The 24727-nt window shown below is 43.1% G+C and carries 28 protein-coding genes; 16 read left to right on the top strand and 12 right to left on the bottom strand.

Going from position 1 to position 24727, the window contains the following annotated elements; genetic code table 11:
- The first annotated feature begins 127 nt into the window (after positions 1-127).
- From fliF to fliR, 13 genes are all read left to right on the top strand, one after another.
- Positions 128-1813, top strand: coding sequence for a flagellar basal-body MS-ring/collar protein FliF (fliF, locus tag PR683_RS01640; protein ID WP_272581634.1), 1686 nt, complete (start codon positions 128-130; stop codon positions 1811-1813).
- The gene (gene fliG, locus PR683_RS01635) at positions 1810-2802 is read left to right on the top strand and encodes a flagellar motor switch protein FliG (protein WP_004909913.1); all 993 of its coding nucleotides are present in this window, start codon (positions 1810-1812) and stop codon (positions 2800-2802) included. The genes fliF and fliG overlap by 4 nt, the downstream gene beginning before the upstream one ends.
- Positions 2795-3523 carry a flagellar assembly protein FliH gene (gene fliH, locus PR683_RS01630; protein WP_109911169.1) on the top strand — a complete coding sequence of 243 codons (729 nt, stop codon included), beginning with the start codon at positions 2795-2797 and terminating at the stop codon, positions 3521-3523. Before fliG ends, fliH begins: the two co-directional genes overlap by 8 nt.
- Entirely contained in the window at positions 3520-4884 is a 1365-nt protein-coding gene (gene fliI, locus PR683_RS01625; RefSeq protein WP_004909909.1) for a flagellar protein export ATPase FliI, read from the top strand. Before fliH ends, fliI begins: the two co-directional genes overlap by 4 nt.
- Before the next feature lie 11 nt (positions 4885-4895).
- Positions 4896-5339 (top strand): flagellar export protein FliJ, encoded by a 444-nt coding sequence (gene fliJ / locus PR683_RS01620; RefSeq protein ID WP_004909907.1) that lies wholly within the window; start codon positions 4896-4898, stop codon positions 5337-5339.
- Positions 5340-6707 carry a flagellar hook-length control protein FliK gene (locus PR683_RS01615; protein WP_240105812.1) on the top strand — a complete coding sequence of 456 codons (1368 nt, stop codon included), beginning with the start codon at positions 5340-5342 and terminating at the stop codon, positions 6705-6707.
- A gap of 162 nt (positions 6708-6869) precedes the next feature.
- On the top strand, positions 6870-7349 hold the full coding sequence (fliL, locus tag PR683_RS01610) for a flagellar basal body-associated protein FliL (RefSeq protein WP_109911167.1): 480 nt from the start codon (positions 6870-6872) through the stop codon (positions 7347-7349).
- A gap of 5 nt (positions 7350-7354) precedes the next feature.
- Positions 7355-8362 carry a flagellar motor switch protein FliM gene (fliM, locus tag PR683_RS01605; protein ID WP_004909898.1) on the top strand — a complete coding sequence of 336 codons (1008 nt, stop codon included), beginning with the start codon at positions 7355-7357 and terminating at the stop codon, positions 8360-8362.
- Positions 8355-8771, top strand: coding sequence for a flagellar motor switch protein FliN (gene fliN / locus PR683_RS01600; RefSeq protein ID WP_004255621.1), 417 nt, complete (start codon positions 8355-8357; stop codon positions 8769-8771). The genes fliM and fliN overlap by 8 nt, the downstream gene beginning before the upstream one ends.
- A 22-nt stretch (positions 8772-8793) precedes the next feature.
- Positions 8794-9252, top strand: a complete 459-nt coding sequence (gene fliO, locus PR683_RS01595; RefSeq protein WP_272581633.1) for a flagellar biosynthetic protein FliO — start codon at positions 8794-8796, stop codon at positions 9250-9252.
- A gap of 13 nt (positions 9253-9265) precedes the next feature.
- A complete protein-coding gene (gene fliP / locus PR683_RS01590) occupies positions 9266-10009 on the top strand; it encodes a flagellar type III secretion system pore protein FliP (protein WP_004909893.1) in 744 nt (247 codons plus the stop codon).
- A gap of 22 nt (positions 10010-10031) precedes the next feature.
- Positions 10032-10301 carry a flagellar biosynthesis protein FliQ gene (fliQ, locus tag PR683_RS01585; RefSeq protein WP_004255630.1) on the top strand — a complete coding sequence of 90 codons (270 nt, stop codon included), beginning with the start codon at positions 10032-10034 and terminating at the stop codon, positions 10299-10301.
- Positions 10302-10303: 2 nt separating this feature from the next.
- Positions 10304-11083, top strand: coding sequence for a flagellar biosynthetic protein FliR (gene fliR / locus PR683_RS01580; RefSeq protein ID WP_210845042.1), 780 nt, complete (start codon positions 10304-10306; stop codon positions 11081-11083).
- An 892-nt stretch (positions 11084-11975) separates the two neighbouring features.
- Here the strand turns inward: fliR and flgL are convergent.
- From flgL to flgB, 11 genes are all read right to left on the bottom strand, one after another.
- Entirely contained in the window at positions 11976-12911 is a 936-nt protein-coding gene (gene flgL / locus PR683_RS01575) for a flagellar hook-associated protein FlgL (protein WP_004909889.1), read from the bottom strand.
- A 28-nt stretch (positions 12912-12939) separates the two neighbouring features.
- Positions 12940-14583 carry a flagellar hook-associated protein FlgK gene (gene flgK, locus PR683_RS01570; RefSeq protein WP_210837422.1) on the bottom strand — a complete coding sequence of 548 codons (1644 nt, stop codon included), beginning with the start codon at positions 14581-14583 and terminating at the stop codon, positions 12940-12942.
- Between the two features lie 141 nt (positions 14584-14724).
- Positions 14725-15705 (bottom strand): flagellar assembly peptidoglycan hydrolase FlgJ, encoded by a 981-nt coding sequence (flgJ, locus tag PR683_RS01565; protein WP_109911162.1) that lies wholly within the window; start codon positions 15703-15705, stop codon positions 14725-14727.
- Entirely contained in the window at positions 15705-16808 is a 1104-nt protein-coding gene (locus PR683_RS01560; RefSeq protein ID WP_004909881.1) for a flagellar basal body P-ring protein FlgI, read from the bottom strand. Before PR683_RS01560 ends, flgJ begins: the two co-directional genes overlap by 1 nt.
- A gap of 35 nt (positions 16809-16843) precedes the next feature.
- A complete protein-coding gene (locus PR683_RS01555) occupies positions 16844-17626 on the bottom strand; it encodes a flagellar basal body L-ring protein FlgH (RefSeq protein ID WP_004909879.1) in 783 nt (260 codons plus the stop codon).
- 70 nt (positions 17627-17696) lie between these two features.
- Positions 17697-18479, bottom strand: a complete 783-nt coding sequence (flgG, locus tag PR683_RS01550; protein WP_004909875.1) for a flagellar basal-body rod protein FlgG — start codon at positions 18477-18479, stop codon at positions 17697-17699.
- Positions 18480-18497: 18 nt separating this feature from the next.
- Positions 18498-19253 carry a flagellar basal body rod protein FlgF gene (locus PR683_RS01545; RefSeq protein WP_109911160.1) on the bottom strand — a complete coding sequence of 252 codons (756 nt, stop codon included), beginning with the start codon at positions 19251-19253 and terminating at the stop codon, positions 18498-18500.
- Positions 19254-19268: 15 nt separating this feature from the next.
- Positions 19269-20537: a flagellar hook protein FlgE gene (gene flgE / locus PR683_RS01540; protein ID WP_004909872.1), complete on the bottom strand. Its 1269-nt coding sequence runs from the start codon at positions 20535-20537 to the stop codon at positions 19269-19271.
- Positions 20538-20564: 27 nt separating this feature from the next.
- A complete protein-coding gene (locus tag PR683_RS01535) occupies positions 20565-21422 on the bottom strand; it encodes a flagellar hook assembly protein FlgD (RefSeq protein WP_004909870.1) in 858 nt (285 codons plus the stop codon).
- A 12-nt stretch (positions 21423-21434) separates the two neighbouring features.
- Positions 21435-21839, bottom strand: coding sequence for a flagellar basal body rod protein FlgC (gene flgC / locus PR683_RS01530; RefSeq protein ID WP_004909868.1), 405 nt, complete (start codon positions 21837-21839; stop codon positions 21435-21437).
- Positions 21840-21844: 5 nt separating this feature from the next.
- The gene (flgB, locus tag PR683_RS01525; RefSeq protein WP_004255669.1) at positions 21845-22258 is read right to left on the bottom strand and encodes a flagellar basal body rod protein FlgB; all 414 of its coding nucleotides are present in this window, start codon (positions 22256-22258) and stop codon (positions 21845-21847) included.
- Between the two features lie 206 nt (positions 22259-22464).
- Here flgB and flgA point away from each other — a divergent pair, with 206 nt between their 5' ends.
- The 3 genes from flgA to PR683_RS01510 all read left to right on the top strand — a co-directional run bounded on the left by flgA (position 22465) and on the right by PR683_RS01510 (position 24257).
- Positions 22465-23133, top strand: a complete 669-nt coding sequence (gene flgA / locus PR683_RS01520) for a flagellar basal body P-ring formation chaperone FlgA (RefSeq protein WP_164528951.1) — start codon at positions 22465-22467, stop codon at positions 23131-23133.
- 369 nt (positions 23134-23502) lie between these two features.
- On the top strand, positions 23503-23805 hold the full coding sequence (gene flgM / locus PR683_RS01515) for a flagellar biosynthesis anti-sigma factor FlgM (protein ID WP_004909864.1): 303 nt from the start codon (positions 23503-23505) through the stop codon (positions 23803-23805).
- An 11-nt stretch (positions 23806-23816) separates the two neighbouring features.
- A complete protein-coding gene (locus PR683_RS01510) occupies positions 23817-24257 on the top strand; it encodes a flagella synthesis protein FlgN (RefSeq protein ID WP_109911332.1) in 441 nt (146 codons plus the stop codon).
- A gap of 174 nt (positions 24258-24431) precedes the next feature.
- Here the strand turns inward: PR683_RS01510 and PR683_RS01505 are convergent, their stop codons facing one another.
- On the bottom strand, positions 24432-24623 hold the full coding sequence (locus tag PR683_RS01505) for a hypothetical protein (protein WP_231136804.1): 192 nt from the start codon (positions 24621-24623) through the stop codon (positions 24432-24434).
- Positions 24624-24727: the final 104 nt, after the last annotated feature.

Below are 24727 nucleotides of genomic sequence, written 5' to 3'. Positions count from 1 at the left end.
GTCATTAGATTCCCGCAAGACAAGAAATAATAGCAAAGTGAAAAAGTGACGTTACGAAGAGGGAAATAACATTGTTTCACCAAAAGTATTTTCATCCGTCTAGTAGTCTGCCAAGCAGGGAATATTTATGAGTGCCGCATCTAAAGACACGGGGGAGGCCAAAAAGGGTTTTGCCTCTATAGTTGAAAGGATTAAAGCTGATCCTAAAATACCGTTAATGATTGCGGCGGCTGCGGCTGTTTCAATTATTGTCGCCCTTCTCCTCTGGTTACGCAGCCCTGACTACCGTGTACTTCTTAGCAATTTAAGTGCTAAAGATGGTGGCGATATTGTTGGCCAGCTAACTCAGATGAATGTGCCATATCAAATTGCTGATAATGGTAGCGCTATTTTAGTTCCTGCAGATAAAGTGCATGAATTACGTTTAAAGCTCGCTCAATCAGGTTTACCTAAAGGTGGCAATACGGGGTTTGAATTATTAGATAAAGAACAATTTGGTATTAGCCAATTTAGTGAACAAATCAACTACCAACGTGCGCTAGAGGGTGAACTCTCTCGAACTATTGAATCATTAAGCCCAGTACAAAGTGCTCGGGTGCATTTAGCGATCCCTAAACCGACCTTATTTGTGCGTGAGCAAAAGTTACCAACAGCTTCGGTGACGGTCGGTTTATTACCAGGAAGAATGCTCGATGAGGGGCAAATTAACGCCATTGTGCATATGGTATCCAGCAGTGTCACAGGATTAACTGCAAGCAATGTCATTATTGTTGACCAAGCGGGCCGTTTACTGACCAATAATGATAATAGCCAGCAGTCGGTTAATAGTGCGCAAATAAAAATGACCAAAGAGATGGAGTCGCATCTCAAACAGCGTATTGAAGATATTTTGTCCCCTCTCGTGGGGCGCGCCAATATCCATGCACAGGTTACCGCGCAAATGGATTTCTCTAAAGTGGAGCAAACTTCAGAGGAATATAAGCCTAACCAAACGCCAGATAGCGCTGCTATTCGTTCCCGCCAAAATAGCCAAAGTATGCAAAATAACAATGGTGGAACAGGTGGAGTACCAGGAGCGCTTTCAAATCAACCCGTTAGTGCACCAAATGCACCAATTGAAACCAATAAAGACAATAAAGACGGCACTCAAACAGCAAATAACCGTAATAGTGTCTCAAACTCACAAAGCGATGAAACTACGAATTACGAGGTAGATCGCAAAATTAGCCATACCCAACGGCAAATTGGTGTCGTTGATAGGCTCTCGGTCGCAGTTATTGTTAATTACCATTCACAAGATGGCGAAAATGGTCCAGAAATGAAGCCATTGCCGCCAGAAATGCTGCAACAAATTGAAGCATTGACACGCGAAGCCATGGGTTTTTCCACTGCACGAGGTGATTCCCTCAACATTACTAATTCATTGTTTACCAATGAGACGCCTGTTGAGGAAGTACCATCGTTACTGGAAAGCCCACAATTTATTGCTCAGCTTCTGGATTACGGAAAAATACTGCTTATTGCCATTATTGCTTGGTTTATGTGGCGTTTTGGTATCAAACCACAATGGGTTAAATACCGTAAGACACAGCAAGCTCAAGCCGATGCTGAAGTTTTCGTTGCAACACAAATGAAAACCCCTCTCGTGGTTGATGAAGTGATTGATGAAGATATGGATGAGCAAACGCGTCGTCGTCTAACTCGTCAACGTGTTAGCGCAGAAATCCAAAGCCAACGCATACGTGAAATGGCAGAAAAAGACCCACAAATCGTGGCAATGGTTATCCGTCAGTGGTTAGGAAAATCCCAATGAGTTTAAGTGGAACAGAAAAAAGTGCCGTCATGTTAATGACACTCGGTGAAGATCAGGCTGCTGAAGTGTTTAAGCACCTGAACCCTAAAGAAGTTCAGCAATTGAGTATGGCGGTGTCAAACATGCGCCAAATCTCAAATAACGAACTGGCGGAAGTGTTAACAGAATTTGAAGAGTCCGCAATTCAATTTGCGGCACTTAATATTAACACTAACGATTACCTGCGTTCTGTATTGATAAAGGCTCTGGGCGAAGAACGTGCTGCGAGCCTGCTGGAAGATATCTTTGAAAAACAAGAGACTACCTCAGGGATCGAAAGCCTCAACTATATGGAACCACAAACCGTTGCCGATATTATTCGCGATGAACATCCACAAATTATCGCCACCATTTTGGTTCATTTAAAACGCAACCTTGCAGCAGATGTACTTGAATTATTCGAAGAGCGCCAACGCAACGATATTATGTTACGTATCGCCACCTTTGGTGGTGTACAACCTGCGGCATTAGCGGAATTGACTGAGGTATTGAACAATTTACTGGATGGTCAAAACCTCAAGCGCAGCAAAATGGGTGGCGTAAGAACTGCGGCAGAAATCATCAACTTGATGAAAAGCCAGCAAGAAGAAAGCGTTATCGATGCAATGCGTGATTACGATGGTGAACTGGCTCAACGAATTATTGATGAAATGTTCCTATTCGAAAACCTTATCGAAGTGGACAATCGCAGCATTCAACGTATTTTGCAGGATGTTTCGACAGACTCGCTGGTTATTGCCCTCAAAGGCAGCAACCAAGCTCTACGCGACCACTTCCTCAACAATATGGCCGCTCGTGCAGCGGAAATCGTACGCGACGATTTGGAATCTCGCTCTCCTGTACGTATGTCTCAAGTGGAAAACGAACAAAAAGCCATTTTGCTTATCGTTCGTCGTTTAGTCGAAAAAGGCGAAATCGCTATAGGTGGTGGAGACGACGTGTATGTCTAAGTCAACAATTCCAAATGACCAATGGCAACCTTGGCAGCTTCGTGAGCTTAATCAATGGGATCTCAACTCAGGCATTCCTGCATTAAGCGATGTTCCTGAACCTGACGCCCCCAAAGTCCCATGCCTTGAGCCGAAAGAAGTGTTAGAGCAAATTAACTTGCTCGATAACATAAAAGAAGATGCGCAGCGCACCGGCTACCAACAAGGGCATGAAAAAGGCCAGCAAGAAGGTTATCAAGCTGGCTTTGAACAAGGCTTGCGTGCTGGAGAAGAGCAAGGCCGTGAGCAAGCGCTCGCTATGCAACAACCCGTAATTGAAACATGGCAAAAATTGCTGTCTGAGTTCAATTATTCACTCGATACCTTTGATACGGTGGTGACCACTAAGCTGTTGCAGATAGCGTTGACCGCCGCTAAGCAAGTCTTAGGCCAATCTACCGTCTGTGATGGTACGGCATTACTGGAAGAGATCAGTCATTTACTCCAGCAAAAACCAATTTTTGCTGGGCAACCTGAGCTGCACGTCAATCCAAATCATTTTGAATTAATCGAGCAGCATCTCGGTTCCCTACTCAACTTGAATGGCTGGCGCTTAGTGGCTGACCCTAAACTGCATATCGGTGGTTGCCGAGTCGTCGCAGAAGACGGTGAAATTGATATGACTGTGGCGACACGCTGGCAAGAATTGTGCCGTTTATATGCACCGGAGAGCTTTTCATGACGGCACGATTGGGACGCTGGATTGCCTCACTGGACGATTTAGAATCGCGGATGAAAGGGATCCCGATGGTGCGTCGTTATGGCCGCCTCACAAAAATCACTGGCTTAGTGATGGAAGCCGAAGGTATTAAAATGCCTTTAGGGGCAACCTGCTTTATTGAGCGCTCTATTAATGGCGGCTCGGACGAAGTGGTATGTGAAGTCGTCGGTTTTAACGGCCCAAGAATGCTATTAATGCCCCTTGCTGACCTTGAAGGAATTGCACCAGGTGCACGTGTTTATGCGCAATCAACTGGCGATGACGGGCAAACTAGCCGCCTATTACCCATTGGTAATGAATTATTAGGTAGAGTACTTGATGCGCAAGGTAATCCATTAGACGGAAAAGGTCCATTGGAGGTAAAAACCCGCGCTCCGTTAATCACTCCACCAATTAACCCATTGGAACGAACGCCTATTAGCAGTGTATTGGATGTTGGAGTTCGTGCAATCAATGCGTTATTAACGGTTGGTCGAGGTCAGCGCATGGGGCTATTTGCAGGCTCTGGTGTGGGGAAAAGCGTGTTACTTGGCATGATGGCTCGCTTTACACAAGCCGATATTATCGTAGTCGGGTTGATTGGTGAACGTGGCCGTGAAGTTAAAGATTTTATTGAAAATATTTTAGGGGCTGATGGCTTAAAACGTGCCGTTGTCGTTGCTGCGCCAGCCGATGTGTCCCCTTTATTGCGCATGCAAGGCGCCTCTTATGCCACTCGTATCGCTGAGTATTTTCGCGATAAAGGTTTAAGTGTGCTGTTGATTATGGATTCACTCACCCGCTACAGCATGGCACAACGGGAAATTGCTTTAGCCGTAGGTGAACCACCAGCAACGAAAGGCTATCCACCTTCTGTATTTGCCAAATTACCGGCATTAGTTGAACGTGCAGGAAATGGGAAAAATGGTGGGTCAATTACCGCTTTCTATACCGTTTTAACGGAAGGGGATGACCAACAAGACCCAATTGCTGACTCGGCTCGCGCTATTTTGGATGGCCACATTGTTCTTTCACGTTCACTGGCAGAGTCAGGGCACTACCCTGCGATTGATGTCGAGGCATCCATCAGCCGAGCAATGACGGAGCTCATTCCTAAAGAGCATTACCGAAAAATTCAACGTTTCAAGCAGTTAACGTCTAGTTATCAACGCAACCGAGATTTAATTAACGTCGGTGCGTATGCCATGGGCAGTGACCCCATGTTGGATACAGCAATTCAATATTACCCACGGATGTCGAAGTTCTTGCAGCAAGATATTGATGAGCGATGTGATTATCAAACCGCATGCGAACAGTTGACTCAAGTGGTTCCCAACGAATAACGAGGGGATAAATGGCCAAAAATAATGCCTTAACAACATTACTCACCTTAGCTGTTGAAGCCTCGGAAGAAGCGGCGAAAGTGTTAGCTCAAGTACGCCAAACGCATACACAAATGGCGCAGCAGCTGAGTATGTTGGAAAACTATCAATCCGAATATCGTCAAAAACTCAACCAAACCTTGCATACAGGCATGGAATCGGATAAGTGGCAGAATTATCAGCAATTTTTGGTCACATTGGAGCTGACCATCGAGCAGCAGCAACAGCAACTGAATTTATGGGAGCAACGCGTTAACGAAGCTAATCGTCACTGGCAAGAAAAACAACAACGTGTCAATGCGTTCGATACATTAATTCAACGCGCTGAACATACTGAATACCAACGTCAAAACCGCTTAGAACAAAAGCAAATGGATGAGTTTGCTCAACGAGCGACTTTACGGAGACCTCAATAAATGGACATCAACGCCCTGAATATGCCAGCTTCGTCATCGACAAAAAATGGCAATCTACCACAAAATGAATCGCGCGCTGATGAAAATCAAGCCCCTGCTCTTCCCTTTCAAGCCATGCTTGATAGCCAGCAACCTATTGAAAAACAAAACGTTACTAATCAACCTGTTAATGAAGAAGCTCTTAATAAAGACATTGTCGACAACAAATTGGCAATAGCGGGTAAAGAAACGATAGAGCAAACCCAAGCTGGACAAAAAACGGCTGAAAGTGCCATAGAACAGCTCAATTTTAGCCGTAACTTACGGGCAGATAGTGTACAAACTGCCCTTAATACTGACTTATTGACAGGTAAAGACGCCAACGAGCAAGCATGGTTAAATAGCTTGAAACAGTCATTAGCAGGCCAAGTACAAACCGCGGCGAATACTACAATCCGAACTGAAGCTCATCCAGCTTTAGGGGCATTTAGTCAAAAAATGCAACATCTAACGGATAATGCGAATGGCATCATTAATCAAGATGATGGCAAGCATCTTGAGGGTTCACAGCTACAGTTGGCAGGCGAAGAAGACAGCCCAAAGCTTGGGGTATTTATTAAGAATGAAAAAGAAGAACGTCGTGACCAATCTCTTTTTCCCCTTGATAACCCAAAAGATATACGTGGCAAAAATTTAACTACCGATTTTATGGCATTGAATAAAAAAGTGAGTGATAAAGAACCCGTATTAAACCTACAAAATGTTTCAAGCGATACCCTAAACCAAACCACAAAAGGTGCGTTTACCTTACAAACTGAAACTGGTGCTTTTACTACCACATCGTCACAACCTACAACAACTGCGCCGATTAGCATGATGCCAACTACATCAACGGCCCAAGCGGCAACGATGAATGCACCAACCTCTACACCAACTCTGCATTTAGCCAGCCAATTAGGCAGCGAAGCATGGCAGCAGCAATTAAGCCAACATATGCTGTTTTTCTCTCGCCAAGGGGTTTCTCAAGCGCAAATTCGTTTGCATCCTGAAGAGTTAGGTTCACTAAATGTGCATTTACGTATCGAAGATAACCAAGCGGTGATGCATTTTGTGTCACCACATAGCCATGTACGTGCCGCCATGGAGTCGATGATGCCAGTGCTACGCAGTGCATTACAAGAAAGTGGTATTCATCTCGCTCAGGGCTCTGTTGGCCAAGATAACTTGAACCACCAGTCTGATAGCTCGCAGCAAAATACCCACCAACACGATGGACAAATTCAAGCCACACATCCATCCGTGGGGGCTGTCGGTATCAGCGAAGCGAATGCCACTGTTACACCAATAACAACGGCATCACGACAAGGTGGAATTAACACTTTTGCATAATAAATAAACAAATTGCGGTAATTTCCTAGCTAAAGCGCCGAGTTACCGCCTTTTTGTTTCGTTTTTCACTCCTTTAACTCTTGGCAACCAAGCCATAATGCTAGAGATCATAACGTAAAAACCCATTTGGGTTTAGCATCCAAGAAACAGGAATTCAGCTAAATGTCGTCGAGCAAAAAATCAAAAAGTTCCAATAAAGGGTTGCTTATTCTACTTACCCTTATCGCCCTTGCTGGTGCAGGGTTTGGGGGTTATACCTGGTGGACGACACAACAAGGCACACAAACGGCGAATGAGGAAGAAAAGCGTCCGAACATGCCACAACCTATTTTTATGGAATTAGAGCCATTTACCGTCAATTTAACCGGTGCTGCCGATGCGCCGGATCGTGTGCTTTATATCCATGTGACCTTGCGACTGGCGAATGAAAAATCGCGTAAACAACTTCATGAATACCTCCCTGAAGTACGTAGCCGTATGTTACTGCTGCTTTCAGAGCAAAAAGCAAAAAATATCGAGACGCATGAAGGTAAGTTGCAGTTAATGAAAGATATCAAGCAAACCCTTACCCCTACCCTGATCCCGGGGGATACCGATCAGGATATTTCTGATGTGTTATTTACTACTTTTATTCTGCGGTAATATTCATGAGCGATAATATTTTATCTCAGGCCGAAATTGATGCGCTGCTTAATGATGATACGCCATCAAGCAGTACGCCTGTGCCAGAGACTCAAGGGAAAGATAATGTTCGCCCTTACGACCCGAACACTCAACGTCGGGTTATTCGTGAGCGAATGCAGTCTCTCGAAATCATCAATGAACGTTTTGCTCGCCAGTTCCGTATGGGTTTGTTCAATATGCTACGCCGCAGCCCAGACATTACAGTAGGCGGAATTAAAATTGAACCTTATCATGAGTTTGCGCGTAATTTACCGGTACCAACCAACCTCAACTTAATTCATATGCCTCCGTTACGCGGTACGGCATTGTTTACCTTTGAACCCGCACTAGTTTATATCGCTGTCGACAACCTATTTGGTGGAGATGGTCGCTTCCCTGTACGGCAAGAAGGTAAAGAGTTTACCAATACTGAACAACGCATTATCAATCGCATGCTCAAATTAGCTTTAGGGGCTTATCGCGATGCTTGGAAACCAATTGCTGATATTGAAGTGGAATATGTACGTTCTGAAATCCAAGTCAAATTCACCAATATCACTACCTCTCCTAATGACATTGTGGTGACCACTCCGTTTTTAGTGGAGATAGGCAATACTGTTGGTGAATTCAGTATATGTATTCCAATTGCCATGATCGAGCCATTGCGTGAGCGCTTGATTAACCCACCAATGGAGCAAGGTCACCAAGAAAATGAAACTTGGGTAACCAATCTTGTTACCCAAGTAAAACGCTCTGAACTTGAATTGGTTGCCAACTTTGTTGACATTCCAATGCGAATTTCTCGCTTACTGCAACTGCAAAAAGGGGATGTGATCCCAATTGAGAAACCTGACCGCCTCATCGTTAATGTTGATGGTGTTCCCGTATTAACCAGTCAATACGGTACTCAAAATGGCCAGTATGCATTGCGTGTAGAACATTTGATTAACCCTGTATTAAACACTCTAGATGAGGAAAGTACCAATGAGTGAGGCGAAGAACTCTCCTGATGCATCAACCAATCACGATAGTGAAGACCTATGGGCTGAAGCGCTGGAACAGCAAAAAAAAGCGGAATCCGCCTCAGCTGGTGCACAGGCTTTCGACAACTTTGATGGACAAAACCCGCTAAATCAGCTGTCCGATATCGATATGATCATGGACATCCCAGTGCGTCTTTCTGTTGAATTGGGTCGCACTAAAATGACCATTAAAAAGTTACTGAGCTTATCCCAGGGTTCAGTGGTTTCTCTGGATGGCTTAGCGGGTGAGCCGCTGGATATTTTAATCAATGGCTATTTAATTGCACAAGGTGAAGTGGTCGTGGTTTCAGACAATTACGGTATTCGTATCACTGATATCATCACGCCTTCTGAACGTATGCGCCGTTTAAGCCGTTAATTAACAACGTGAGTCGCTAATAATGGCAATATCCAATCAAACTGAGCAGGCACCGACATCTGTGCCTTTTTTATCAACAACCGTTTCCTCGAGTGAACCTAATGCGCCGGCTATTGACCATAATGATAGCTTAACGCAGATATCCGGTACTTTAGGGGGGATCATTTTATTGATATTAGCAGGGGCTTGGTTGGTGAAAAAATTAGGATTTGCGCCAAAAAAAATGGGCAATGAGCAACTCATAAAAGTCAAAAGCCGCTGCTCATTAGGAAATAAAGAATGCATTGTGGTGGTTGAGGTGAATAATGAGTGCTTAGTATTAGGTGTTACCACACAAAATATCAGCCTGTTACACCAATACTCATCAGAACCTGAAAGCACAACGGGATTGCCAGTTGAACCGCTCACATTTCAGTCTTTATTAAAGAAAAAACAAGAGGCTGCAAAATTTGCAGCTTCAGTGACATCTATGCATAAGTAATCGGAAGCACTCAATGTTACCTCTAAAATCTCTTTTCACGATTACTGCGCTCTTGTTTTTACTGCCGAATTCAGCTTCTGCGGCACTACCTGCCGTTATTAGCCATTCTCTAGCAGATGGGGGACAAACTTGGTCTTTACCCGTTCAAACTCTATTATTTTTAACCTTATTAGGCTTTATTCCTGCCTTATTGTTAATGATGACCAGTTTTACTCGCATCATTATTGTTTTAGGTTTATTACGTAACGCTCTCGGAACGCCCTCCGCGCCTCCGAATCAAGTCTTACTAGGCTTGGCGCTATTTTTGACCTTTTTTGTGATGTCACCCGTTGCTGACCAAGTTTACCGCGAAGCCTACCAGCCGTTTAGCGAAGATAAAATTAGCCTCGAAACCGCTTTAGAGAAAGGCACTGCACCATTAAGAACCTTCATGCTAGGGCAAACGCGAGAATCCGACTTGGCCCTGTTTGCAAGGATAGCTAAAGTCGGTGAAATTCAAGAAGCGAAAGATGTTCCGTTACGTATTTTAGTGCCCGCTTTTATTACCAGCGAACTAAAAACTGCATTCCAAATTGGCTTTACCATTTTTATTCCATTTTTAATCATCGACTTAGTGGTTGCCAGTGTTTTAATGGCATTAGGGATGATGATGGTTCCACCTGCAACAGTTTCCTTGCCATTTAAATTAATGTTGTTTGTTTTGGTTGATGGCTGGCAATTATTACTTGGCTCATTATCGCAAAGCTTTTTTAATTAGGATTATTTTACTCGGAGTAGTTATGACACCTGAATCAGTGATGGCGATGGGAACTGAGGCGATGAAAATCGCACTGATGCTAGCGGCTCCCTTGTTATTAGCCGCTTTAGCCGCAGGTTTAATTATCAGCTTACTGCAAGCCGCCACACAAGTGAATGAAATGACGCTATCTTTTATCCCTAAAATTTTATCGGTCATTTCTGTGATTATTATTGCAGGGCCCTGGATGCTAAATTTGCTTACCGATTATATGCGGTCATTGTTGAGCAATTTACCGTTTATTATTGGCTAACAATGCTAACCATTACCAGCGAAACACTCACATTGTGGCTAAGCCAAGGTTTTTACCCTTTCATACGCCTTTTGGCGCTGCTTGGTACAGCGCCCTTTTTTAATGAAAAACAGTCAGTTACCAAAGTTCGCGTTGCATTGGCTTTTTTTGTCGTCTTGATTGTTTCCCCACAACTTCCTGTCGTAAATATTCCCCTATTTTCTGCCATGGGGCTATGGGTTATCGCGCAGCAAATGGTGATTGGTATTGCGATGGGACTCACAATGCAAATGGCATTTGCTGCCGTGCGCCATGCGGGAGAAGTGATTGGTTTGCAAATGGGGTTATCGTTCGCCACCTTTTTTGACCCGACCGGTGGACCTAATATGCCGATTTTAGGGCGCATATTTAACGTCATCACCATTTTATTGTTTCTCGCTTTCGATGGGCACCTGTGGCTTATTTATATTGTGGTCAATTCATTTGAACTTATCCCAATTCAAACCGCACCATTAAATCGCGATGGTTTTTGGGTGTTTGTTCAATTTGCTAACACTATATTTATTAATGGGTTAATGCTAGCACTGCCGTTCATTACACTATTTCTCATTCTTAACCTTGCTCTCGGTATTCTAAACCGAATGACCCCACAGCTATCCGTGTTTGTGGTAGGTTTCCCCCTTACATTAACCATCGGTATCAGTATGTTAGGGTTGATTATTTCTATACTTCCCCGCTACACGGAACGGCTTATCCACCAAGCATTTGAGCAGCTATCATTGATGTTTAATTTGTTTGTTTGAGAATAGATAATTAATCAATTAATTAATGATTAATGATTAATTGATTATCAAAGTAATTTTTCGAATTTGATAATTAAAGTAGCCCAAGAAAAACTGATTTAATTTCCTATTTGTAGTCTATATTAAAAGCAACTAGTATAGTTGTAAATATTACCTATTATTTGATACATTTCTAAACTATCTAATGACAGTCTCAGTAAATACCCAATACTAAACCTAACTAAAATTTAGGTATAAAATTAATTTATTTTCGCAAGTAAATTTATATGCCAGTGTCGCTCTGAACATGTCACAATAGCCATTCTCTCACATCATTGACTTCTCATTAATATTTTAATAAGTGTCATTATATTTTGTGTATTGTTTCATTTCTTTAATGAATGTATTTAAATATTGTAATTTATTTATATTTTCATAAAGAGGAAATCAGATGAATGATGTAATGGTAGTTACCCCACATAGTAGTTTCCGTGATAATTTGATATACGATGGAATCGCTCCCACAGCACATGGTAATATTTCGTTAAGTGATGCTGCTAATGTATATTGCATGAAACTCACCCAACCAGTTATTAATATTAGTTACAGTAGAATTTGAGAACACATTTAGCCATATTGCAGCTAAAGGAATAGCTCCTAATAAAACAATAATAGTGAAAACCCATTTAGTATTTACCTTAAAAACTCGCATAAATCTCCTATATCACAAAACACTCAAATGAGAATAATACATATTATCATTTAATTATTAAAGTTTATTGCGTAATAAGACATTAATTCAAATTTTTTACATCAAATCTATAACATATTGTCTAACATAGCATTTTTAAAGCTCAAAAAAACCGCGCTTGGATCACTCCAAAGCGCGGTGAGTAAAAATAATATTAAATAATTAACGGCTGCCGAAAAGTGACATGCTGTTTAAGTCTTTAAAAATACTTTGTGAAGCTTCAAACATCGCTTTTTCTTTATAATAATCTGTAGTGGTGCCAGTCCAGTTGGTTTCTAACAACTCACTTTTACGGGCTGCATTTTGAATAGAGCGCGTGTCAGCTAAAAAGTCTAATTTATCAATTTCCTGTAGCTGTAGACCTTGCTTAGCTTCAATGTTGGAAATTTGATCTAATGCGGACTTGATGGCACTGTTCGCTTCACCCAACTCTGCTTGCGCTTGGTCTAAATCTGCTTGTGGTGCTCCTTGCAATGGTTTTTTCAGTGATTCGATACCCGTGTTCAACGCTTTAAAAATATTGACCACACCATTACTGTCTGTATCAAACACTTGCGCACCGGTGAAATAGGTTGTCATCTCACGGTCACTCGCCACATTCTGCATAATGGCTTTATCACCACCGTGATAGAGCACCTCACCACTAGCATCAATTTCAAATGGCGGTTTATCTGATTTAAAACCCGCAAAAATATACCGACCATTTCCATCTGTCGAGTTACCTAACGCCACTAATTGCTCTTTTAAACCCGTTAGCTGTTCAGCCAAAGTATTGCGGTCTTTATCGCTTAAAGCACCTTGGTTTGATGCCTGAATAATCGTGGTATCGATTTGCGTCGTCACATCCGTCATCTGAGTCAAAATACTCATTTGCAATGTCATTCCCGTTTTCGCAAATCCACGGCTTGCTACATATTGTTGGTTACGGTTTTCTGACTGATTAATCCGCACCGCTTGCGAAGATGCTTGCGGGTCATCAGAAGGCTTGCTTACACGCTTACCAGAAGCTAATTGGCTCCCTGCATCCATCCAACGCGCTTGCGCACTATTCATGTCTTGCAAGCGTTGGTGATAAATCATATTGGTACTTAAACGCATCGCTAAATCCTTATCCTATCGCTAATATTTAGAATGCACGCATCAATGCGTTAAATAAATCATCCACCGTTTTTAGCACTTGCGCATTGGCATTGAAAAACTGTTGGATTTTCTGCATCTGAATACTTTCTTCATTCATATTCACGCCCGAGATAGCTTGTTCTTGCTCATAGAAGCTCTCGGTCATCTTGTTCTGTGTTTCTGAATCAATTTGCGCTTGTTTGGTTTTACTACCCACATCATTAACTAACGTTGCATAGAAATCGGAAAACGTAGAACTACCATCAATCAGTTTTTCGTCTTGTAATTTAACCAGTTCTTTAATGTTTTCATTGTCACCAGGGCCACTGTCTTTGCTTCCCGCTGCCGCAAAATCGGATGCATTGCTGACCAAGGTCTGCATACCGTTGATCACACCACTCACTGGCTTCACCAGAAATGAGTCACCTTTTGACATACCCGTACTATTGCTGATTTTGATTTCTAAACCATCAAATTTCAGTGTCCCTGCCGTATTTGAATCCACAGGTACTTTGGTACCTTCTGGTAAACGTGTGACATTCCATTCACTGCCGTCAAAACGCATCTCGTAGTTATTGCCTGTGACTTTAGACACATCGCTATAACTGAGATCAAAGTCCGCTTTGCCACTATTATGGGTGTTGCTAACGACAGTTCCTTTACCAAGTTCAAAGAAGTCTTTGCCCGTGTTGCCGTTGGCATCATAACCTTTGCTATGTACTTCATTGAATTTAGTCGCGAAAACTAATGCTAACTTATTGAGTTTTTGATAAGCCGGGTCCATGACTTCTTGGCGAGAACGCAAAATACCACTGAGTTCCCCACCACGAAATGATTCGTCAGGAATTTCGCGGACTTGGCCATTAGCTCCAACAAAGCCAATACTAAAACGGCTATCATCTTTAGAAGACGGAACCGCTTCCAGACGATTAGCTTTCTCCCCCGTGACTAGTGGTAACCCATTGGCAAAGGTCACATTATAGTTACCGTTTTGCTCAATAACCTTCACTCCAATTAATGAGTTAATTTCATTGACTAAACGGTCACGCACGTCTAATAAATCGTTTGGCTCTGAACCACTTACTGAACGGATCCGTGAAATTTGCTGGTTTAAGCCGGCAATTTTTTCAGCGTAGATATTGATGTCTTTTACTTTATTTTCTATCTGATGATTGGTATCGCGTTCCATTTCCTGCAGACGACGATCCGCTTCTTTAAACTGGCTTAGTAGTGCATTTGAATTGCCTAAAAAAACGTCAATCAACGTTTTGTCACTTGCATCACTGCTAGCTGCATCTAACGCGGTGAAAAAGCTACCAATATTGCTTGAGATATCTTCAATATCATTAGTAAGCAAATCATCAACTTTATTACAATTCTTAACGTACGCCTCATAGTCGCCACTACGTGCGCGGGATTGGCTGTACTGCGCATTGATAAATTCATCAAACTCACGGCGAACATGGCTGAAATAAGTGCCGTTACCAAAATAGCCATTAGGTGTCATCGTACCGGGATTCTCCCCGAAAACAGCACTTTGGCGGTGATAGTAACCCACACCAGCGTTGGCTAAGTTGTTAGAAATAACACTTAACCCGCCTTGTGCAGCGTTCACACCACTGAGCGCATTATTCATTACATTGTTCAGCATAAGCTTTTCCTGTTCTGGGTGCTTATCGCCACCATTGGCTGACACAATGAAAGCGATAGCAACTCAAATTATTTAGAGCATATTTGGTTATCGGAAATTCAGCGTAATTGTTTAGTCCAAACTCCCAATAATTCCGTATTTTTAGAAGATATCGTTCAAATCTATGGTATATGCCTGTACAGCCCTTGAAGCAGAATGACTACCTATTGGTTGATGACCACGTATTTGATTAATCAAAGTAATCAGTTTGTCCGAATAACTCGGGTCTGTGGCATATCCTGCTTGATGTAAACGGCGTGCAGCAATCTCTGGTGTCGGCGCTTTTTTGACGTCTTTATAACGCGGGTTTTCTGTCAATAGATTGATATAATCCGCAATCGCCTCTTCATAAGAGCCATAAACGCGGAAATCATCACGTATTTTGATGGTTTTGCCGTTAATCACTTCTGTTGTCATAATATTCGTAACAGGCCCTTGCCAGTTTTTTCCCGCTTTGATCCCAAATAAGTTATGACTGGTTTTTCCATCTGACTTCAGAATTTCTCGCTGACCCCAACCACTTTCTAATGCCGCCTGTGCTAATACCAGAAAATGTGAAATACCGCTGTCTTGGCTCGCGGCTTTTGCGGGGCCAATTAATCGGCTAATAAAATTGCTACTGTTAAGCGATAATGCTTTGATTTTTTGGAATGGTGCCGATAGTGCATCGCCCATTGGCGCAAAGTGTCGCATCATTTGTTCCATATTAAATGGTGGTAATGATTGTGCTGTTTTTTCATCTAACGCTAGTAAGCTGTTGGATGTTGGCTCGCTTGAAGTATGTTGGTCTCGAGTGAGCTGTTGGTACATCATTTCCCCGAAACCTAAACCTTTTTGCGAAAGATCTTGGGCGATTTGCTGGTCATACATACTGGTCAGCATACGAGTTTGGTCGCTGGAAAATAAGCCATCTTGCGGGAGTGCGTCACGCATACTTTTTAGCATCAATTGAACGAATGTTGCCTCAAGTTGCTGCGTGACATGGCGCAGCCCTTGCTCCGAATTTTTATTCAGTTCACCTTTTAACTGCCCCAGTGACTGTAAATCAAATGCGGCACCTTGCAATAGCTGCATGTCACTCATTAGATGATCTCCAGTTTCGCGCGTAAACAACCTGCGCTTTCCATCGCTTGTAATATCGACATCAAATCGTTTGGTGTTGCACCGAGTGTATTCAGTGCTTGAATAACTTGGTTTAATTGCACACTTGCATTGACTTTTTGCAGCGCCCCACCTTGATCACGCACCCCAACATTGGTATTACGAGTCACTACGGTTTGCCCTCCCGCAAATGGGGTATCCGGTTGGCTAACTTGAGTTTGTCTTTCTACCGTAACCGCTAAACTGCCGTGTGCAACAGCACAGCTATCTAAAGTGACACTGCGGTTAATCACCACAGATCCCGTACGTGAATTGAGAATGACTTTCGCCTCAGCCACTGGCGCACGTACATTCAGTTCCTGTACCCGGGCTAAAAAACGCACTTGGTCACGGTTATTGGCAGGCACCAGTAGTTGTACCGTTCTTGAATCTAACGCCGATGCAGTCCCCATACCGCCCATACGGTTAATTGCATCAGCAATATCTTGTGCCAATGTGAAGCTATCTTCGTTTAATTGCAGGTTAATCGCACCGTTTTGCCCGAAACTGCTCGGTAATTCGCGCTCAATAGTCGCTCCACCTGTAATACGGCCACCATTGAGTTGATTAACCTTAATACTACTCCCACCGCCACTGGCACCCGCACCACCCACTAAGATGTTACCCTGAGCCATTGCATAAATTTGCCCATCTACCCCTTTTAGGGGGGTCATCAGCAGCGTACCACCACGTAAGCTTTTCGCGTTACCCATTGAGGAAACAACAATATCTACGGACTGCCCAGTACGTGCAAAAGGCGGCAATTTCGCGGTGACCATGACCGCTGCCACATTCTTTAATTGCATATTGGTACCCGGCGGAACCGTAATCCCCATTTGTGACAGCATGTTATTCAAGCTTTGTGTGGTAAACGGCGTTTGCATGGTTTGGTCACCTGTCCCATCCAGACCAACGACTAAACCATAGCCAATCAACGCGTTATCTCGTACACCTTGTACGGTAGTTAAATCTTTAATACGCTCACTGTATGCTGAAAAAGCGAAGCAAAAAAATAGTGATAGCAAAATTAATACTTTGTTTTTCATTGAATTATCTCGGCTGTTTTCTCGCTAATGTTTAATTAATAAGGCGAAACATTTAAGAAAAAGCGTTGTAGCCATCCCATGTTTTGCGATTCGTTAATATAGCCGTCGCCCACATATTCAATACGTGCATCAGCGACTTGTGTCGAACTCACATGATTGTCTGAACCAATTGTGCGTGGGTTAACCACTCCCGAGAAACGAATCGACTCAGTACCTTGGTTTATCGCGATACGTTTCTCACCAACCACATGTAAGTTACCGTTCGCCAATAATTGATCTACTGTGACAGTAATGGTGCCTTTAAAGGTGTTGTTGGCATTGGCACCGCCTTTGCCGCTAAAGTCACTGTTACCTTTAATATCTAATTCTGTGTTTTTACCGCCAATCCACCCTTGCATGAAACCCGGTAAGATCGCAGCTAAGAAACCTGTTTTCCCACTACGATTCGCATTCGCAGAGGAATTTTTGCTCGCACTTACGTTTTCTTGCAAATTAATAGTTAAAATATCGCCAACATTACGAGGGCGCCTGTCTTCAAACAACGGTTGATAACCATAATAAGCGGGTTGCGCGCTTTGAAATATCGAGCCATTGGGGGCAGGTGCTGTCGGTGCTGTTGGAATTGCAGTGGTTTGTGTGTCCACTAATGGACGCGATTTGATTTGTGCACAACCGCTGGTAACTAAGACCAAAATGGCAAGTAACCCTGCCTGTTTAGGCGCTATGAAATGCGTTAGCAACGCTGTTTTTTGCTGTTGAGAAATCGTGCCGCTTTCAATCATCATGTTACTCTTTTGCTGCTGTGTACGTTTTATCATCACGAAGAGATCCCTCTCATTGATAACTCATCACTATCGCAATGAGTTATTTTTACGTATTTTTTACCAATTACAATTGCGTTAAGCGCTGTAACATTTGGTCAGAAGCGGATACCGCCTTACTGTTGATTTCATAAGCACGTTGAGTTTGGATCATGTTGACCAACTCTTCTGCCACGTTAACGTTAGAGGTTTCTAACATATGTTGATAAAGTAAACCGGCGCCGTTAGTACCTGGTGCGCTCTCATTTGGTGCACCAGAACTGGCCGTTTCCATATACAGGTTTTCACCCATACTTTCCAAACCGGCGTCATTGATGAAGGTGGTTAATGTTATTTGGCCAATTTGCTGTGGTTGGTTATCGCCATATACAGTGATAGTCACGGTACCATCGCGCGCAATTGACAAGCTATTCGCGTTATCGGGGATCATAATCGCAGGAACGATTTGATAACCACTTGAGGTCACTAACTGGCCATCTTGGTTTGGCTGTAATGCCCCATCACGAGTATAAGCATCTGTACCATCCGGCATTTGCACATGTAAAAAACCTTGCCCTCTGATAGCGATATCGTTGGTATTTCCCGTTTTATTTAATGCGCCTTGCGCATGAATACGCATTGTGGCAACAGGGCGTGAACCTGTACCCATTTGTAAACCAGATGGTAACGAAGTTTGTTCTGAACTCATGGCACCCGGCTGGCGAATATTTTGGTACATTAAATCTTCAAAAACAGCACGTTGGCGCTTAAAACCATTCGTACTAACGTTGGCTAAGTTATTGGAAATAACATCAAGGTTAGTTTGTTGAGCATCAAGCCCTGTTTTGGCAATCCATAATGAGCGGATCATAATAATTCCTTTGTGAAATTAGCTAACAGCGAGCAGTTGGTTCGCCCGTTGTGCATTTTCATCAGCACTGCGGACAACTTTCATTTGCATTTCAAAGTGCCTTGCATTAGCAATCATAGAAACCATCGCTTCCGCGGCATTGACATTACTGCCTTCAATGACTCCCGCGGTGACAATTCCTCGTTCACTTTGTGGCAAAGCATTGCCATTTGCCGCTTGCCCTTGTGGTGATAAATGGAACAAACCATCTTCGCCACGTATCAAGTCTTGCGGTTGCGCTTCAACCACTTTCAAACGCCCGATTTGCCCTAACATCGTTGGCGGGTCAGTGGCTAAAAGTGCGGTAACTGTCCCGTCTGCACCAATGGTTAATTCTGCATTTGGCGGAACGTTAATCGGCCCACCATCACCTTGTAAGCGGCGCTCGCCAATGACAAGTTCACCTTCGCTAGACACTTGGATGTTGCCGTTACGGGTATAAGCCTCTGTGCCATCGGCTAACTCAACAGCTAAAAAATGCTTATCGTTTAACGCAACATCGGTTTGTTTACCCGTATAATTGAGTGGCCCTTGGCTCATATCAGCACCAGGAGTCGATGCCACCACCAGCGTTCTGGTTTGCTCGCTGTCACCATTTATTGGAACGGCACGCATTGCGGACAATTGCGCTTTAAAGCCTGCAGTTGACACATTGGCAATGTTATTTGAAACAATCGCTTGGTTTTCCAGCGCATGACGCGCTCCCCCCATCGCGGTATAAATGACGTGATCCATGGCCACCCTCTTGTTTTATCGTAAGTTAACCAGCGTCTGTAACATCTGATCTTGTGTTTTTATGGTTTGCGCGTTTGATTGGTAATTACGCTGCATCACAATCATGCTGATTAACTCTTGGCTCATATCGACGTTAGAAGATTCCAATGCACCACTGGTTAATTTACCAAACTGGCCGACACCCGGAACACCGTCCATTGGGTTACCAGAGGCATTAGAAGAGGCCCAAACGTTGCCACCTTGGGATACCAGACCATTTGGGTTTGCGAACGCAGATAACGCCACTTGGCCAACCACACGTTTTTGTTGGTTAGAATAGTTAGCGGTAATCAAACCGTTATCTTCAATTTTAAAGGTGGTGTATTCACCAGCAGGATAACCATTCACATCAATCGCACTGACGGAAGATTCGCTGACTTTTTGTTGACGAGTTTTCCCTAAATCAACTTTTAAGGTGCCATCATTTGCACCATTTAGCCCTTTGTATGCAAAATCAAACGTTGTTTCTATTGGCGTTACAACAGGGTCATCACCTGGATTCGGGCCCGGTGTTACCGTTTCTGTCACCAATTTTCCGTTACCATCAAATGACATATCCCCCAGCTTAGTTGCTGCTGTGTCATTCGCATCTTTAGCGTAAGCCGTCCACTTGTTGTCCGCTGTTTTTACAAAATAAACAGAGATTTCATGCGTGTTACCTTGGCTATCATACGCCGTCATGGTTGTACTGAAATTATAAGTCGCGGAATCATCAGGGTTATCAACATCGAAAGCTTTATCTTTGATTTTGTCTTCTGAATTCAAATTAATGGTTAATTTCGCTAACTCCGATGCTTTTGCATCCATCATATCCGTTGGGATATTCAAGCCCTCAGGTACACCACCACTTTGAATGGTAACATTGCCTTTTTCGTCGACACTCGCAGGGTAACCTGTGACCACCATACCTTGGTTATTCACTAGGTTACCGCTTTTATCCCGTAAGAATTGGCCATCTCGGCTGTAATAAGTATCACCGTTTTGGTCTTGTACACGGAAAAAGCCATTTCCGGAGATAGCAACATCTGTCGCTCTATCCGTACGCGTGATTGGGCCATCTTTAAAATTTTGTGTCACCGCGGCCACATTAACACCGAGACCAACACCTGAACCTGCAAACATATCTGCAAATGAGGTTGTCGCTCCTTTAAAACCATTTGTTGCGGAGTTGGCAATATTATTACCAATTGAATCAAGCCCCGCTGAGGCTGCATTTAAGCCACTGACTGCTTGTGAAAAAGACATATTTTCTCCATGAGTATTGGGGGTAAATTAAGAAGATGGATAAACCTTGAAAATGCTGCTCAGCGGGACACTTTGCCCAATGCCAACATCAAGTAATGGTGCGTCAGCCCCTGGAGTCACACCGTTAACACGGGTATACCCCAGTTTGGTGACTTCGATTTCAGCCCCCGAACTGACGGCTTTCACATCAAAGTAATATTTTCCTGTTGTATCTGTGACTAAGTTTCCGTTGTTATCACGACCATCCCACGCCATATCATAGATATCGGGTTTAACTTCCGTATCATAGGTAATGGTTCGCACAACCATTCGGTTTTTATCACGAATAGTAATTTCAACTTTGTCTGCCAATTTCGGTAAAAAGAAACCAAACGGCGAAGAAATATATTCAGATTGCGGCTCTTCAGCGCCCTCTTCACCTTCAATGGCATCTTTGTTACTCAATCCAAACATTGAAGGGCTATTTGGGCTGATGCCTTCATCAGGAAGCGGGTTTGATGGCTTAGTCACATTGCTGTCTTCACCTGTGCTCTCTTTCTTGAGCGGCGCTAAGATGATTTCATTGCGCGGAATAAGCACACCCTTACCAACCAGCTGAGTGGCTTGTAATGACTGACCTGAACCAATTTGTTGGGAAATACCACTCACGCTATCGCTGAGTTTATTCATGCTTTCAAGCGTGGCAATTTGCGCCAATTGGCTGGTTAAGTCCGTGTTTTCCATTGGCTTGGTTGGGTCTTGGTTTTGCATTTGCGTGACAATCATTTTTAAAAAAGTGTCACGCATATCGTCACTTTGACTTTTCTTTGGCACATTACTCGCAGCTGGCTCAGGGCCAGCGGTTGTATTATCCAAAGGGTCGTACATTGTGGCTGCAATTCCCATGAAAACGCTCCCTTACTGGCCTATTGTGAGTGTCTTTTGCAGCAAGGTTTTTGCTGTATTCATCACTTCTAAATTGGCTTGATAGCTACGGGAAGCTGAAATGGTGTTGATCATTTCACCGACCATGTCGACATTTGGCATTTGCACATAGCCTTTTTCATTCGCTGACGGGTGGCCGGGCTTATATTCCATACGAGGTGGCGTAGGGTCTTCTATCAACTCGCTCACACGTACACCACCTACTTCATGGCGCCCTTGTGGTGCCATTTGAAAAACCACTTGTTTTGCACGGTATGGTTGGCCATCAGGCCCTGCTATACTTTCTGCATTGGCCATATTGCTCGCACTGACATTCAAGCGTTGAGATTGCGCGGTCAATGCTGATGCAGAGATATCAAAAATACTCAGTAAAGCCATGAAGATTACCCTTGCTGTAAGACAGCCAACATACTTTTGACGCGGCTATTGATGAATGTAAGGTCGGCCTGATATTTCAGGGTGTTATCTGCGAATTGGCTACGTTCAATGTCCATATCTACCGTATTACCATCCATTGAGGTTTGGTAAGGAACTCGATATTTCAGGTCAATATTGGGGGCTTTGCCTCCTCGCCCTTCGATATGCCCTTTCGAAGTGACAGCAAGAGTCACACCTTTTCCCCCTACCACACCTTTATCCATGGCTTGTTGAAGTTGACGATTAAAGTCAATATCACGTGCTTGGTAGCCGGGTGTATCGGCATTAGCAATGTTTGAAGCTAATACGGTCTGCCTTGCTTCGCGTATTGACAAAGCCTGTTGCTGGAAAGCAAACGTGGCGTTTAATTTATCAATCATAGTGGCCCCCAATGGAGATAACGCGATCCCTGATTTGAACGTTCGCGAGTAAAAATTAAAATTCGACCTGCATATCTTAGCGGCCTACGAAAAATTCTAATGGCGAGATAAAGGCAAAATAATTGACCTATTTGGCTCATTCGTTATTTCAGAGCTGCGTAAACTGCAATCGTGAAAAAGTTTGCTTGCTGGGGGAGATAAAAGGGATGTATTACGCTAAAAAATTGCCATTATACTTGGTAATCAGCTTATTAGGGCTTACTCCAACGCTTTCTCAAGCGTCGTTACCTCAAGACATCAACCAATACTTTCGACAAATTCATGGGAAAGGCAAGCAAGTTTCAATTGAGATTAAAACACCGATTGAGCGTTGGCCGACTTGTGAAAACCCCCAGCTCAACCCCCCAGTTGGTGGGCGCAATATGGGTAATGTTTCCCTACCGATACAGTGTGGTAAGAAAAAGCAGTTTATTCAGCTTACCGTGAATGTGACAGGTCAGTATTACGTGGCAACACGTAATATAAATAGAGGGGAATCCATACAATTTGTCGATATCGGTACCAAGAAGGGCTTATTACATAAACTCCCCACAGGTGCAAGCACCGATAAAATCGCGCTACGTGGTGCGATAGCCCTGCGTAATATTCCTGCCGGGCAAACATTCACAAAATCAATGACAAGACAGCCTTGGGCAATAAAAGCGGGACAAACGGTATTTGTGTTCGCCAATGGTGATAATTTTTCAGTGAAATATGAAGGTCGTGCCATTAATAATGCCACTGCCGGCCAAAATACCCGAGTACGCTTGTTAAATGGGCAAGTGGTGAATGGGGAAGCGTTAGAAAATGGCAGTGTCCAAGTGGTATTGAGGTAAAGATAACCCCATTGATACGCTAAATAATTCGAGTTGCAGCTAGGCGACAAGTGAAGATAGACCGATGAACATACATGAGTCTATGATTCGGCTAGCTGAGTGCAGTCAACAACGCTGCAACTTGCAGTAATACGAGTATATACTCTAAATAATTCGAGTTGCAGCTAGGCGACAAGTGAAGATAGACCGATGAGCATACATGAGTATGTGATTCGGCTAGCTGAGTGCAGTCAACAACGCTGCAACTTCAAGTATGACGAGTATAGCTGGTGAATGATGCAATATTTTGTAACACTATAGACACTAAAGATTCATCAATATAAGCCGATAACTGACATATGACAAAAATCGGGAATAGGAAAATACATTATGGCTATTGAGCAAACATCTGCAATTTCTGCGCTGACTCAGGTGACAAACCGCGACCCACAAGATGCGGCTGCCCCGATGCGCGACAAAAAAGTGTCCAGCAATGAAGTCGTTCAAGAGAGTTCTTTTGCGCCAAGTGAGTTACAAAAAAAATTATTGCAACCTCAAGCTAGCGATATTAACAGTGCTAAAGTTGAGCAAATCAAACAAGCTATCAAAGATGGCACCTTAAAAATGGACGCTGAAAAAATTGCCGATGGCATTTTACGTGATGCCCATGAATGCATGTTATCAATGAAATAAAAATAGCCATCATGACTGACGAATTACTGATATTACTCGAGCAACAACTCTCTCACTTGCAATCATTACAGATAGTAATGAAAAATGAAGAGTTATTATTAGGTTATCACCGTGTACCACCTTCGCCTTTTCAAGAAACCACTGAACAAAAACGGTTTCTGGTTGCCGCAATTGGTCATGGTGAAACAAACCGCTTGGCATTAGAAGCACAAGCGGAGGTTAGTGCACCTTATGAGAACAATGACGCACTAGCTGGGGTATGGGAAGCCATTAAAACCTTAACCACCAACCTAAAAGAGCTGAATTATCGTAATCACCAGATGCTGCAATTGCATATTGAGCTAAATGCTCAGCGCCTAAACTTTGTGAAAAAGCATAATAACCAGTCTACTTATGGTGCTGATGGCTTAGAGTCAAAGCGCCCTATATTAGGTAAGAAAATTTCAATTTAAGGTTGTTTTGTATTTTTAAACTAAAAAGGATTACCCTTTCATGTACTAGATAATAAACACTTTTTCATCAATTAGTTTGAGTAGCCTTAATGCTGCACCATTTGGTTTAATCTCCCCTCTTTCCCATTTAGAAACACTTTCCTTGGTCATATTTAATATCGAAGCGAGAGAAGATTAAGAAATATTATTTTGCTCACAAATACGTTTAATGTCTTCTCCTGTCATAGACTTAGGGTTGGTGAATTTTTTCTTAAGCTCTTGTGTTTTTATCCGCGCCTCGATACGGCAAGCCGCGGTGCCATCAGCACCACCAATTGCTTTCATTTCTTGAGCAAATTTCAGTAACTCATTTATTTTATTATTCATAATGAATCCCCACCAACAGGTTAGCTTCAACTCACTATAATTTTTACTATAGTAAAAATTATCATGGTTAAGGAAGAAAATATGCTAATTAAGCAAAGTCTTGG

The sequence above is a fragment of the Providencia sp. PROV269 genome (assembly GCF_028477785.1).
In the GTDB taxonomy this organism is placed as follows: domain Bacteria; phylum Pseudomonadota; class Gammaproteobacteria; order Enterobacterales; family Enterobacteriaceae; genus Providencia; species Providencia rettgeri.
Note: the sequence above shows the minus strand (reverse complement) of the source record. Positions and strands in the feature narration are given on the sequence as shown.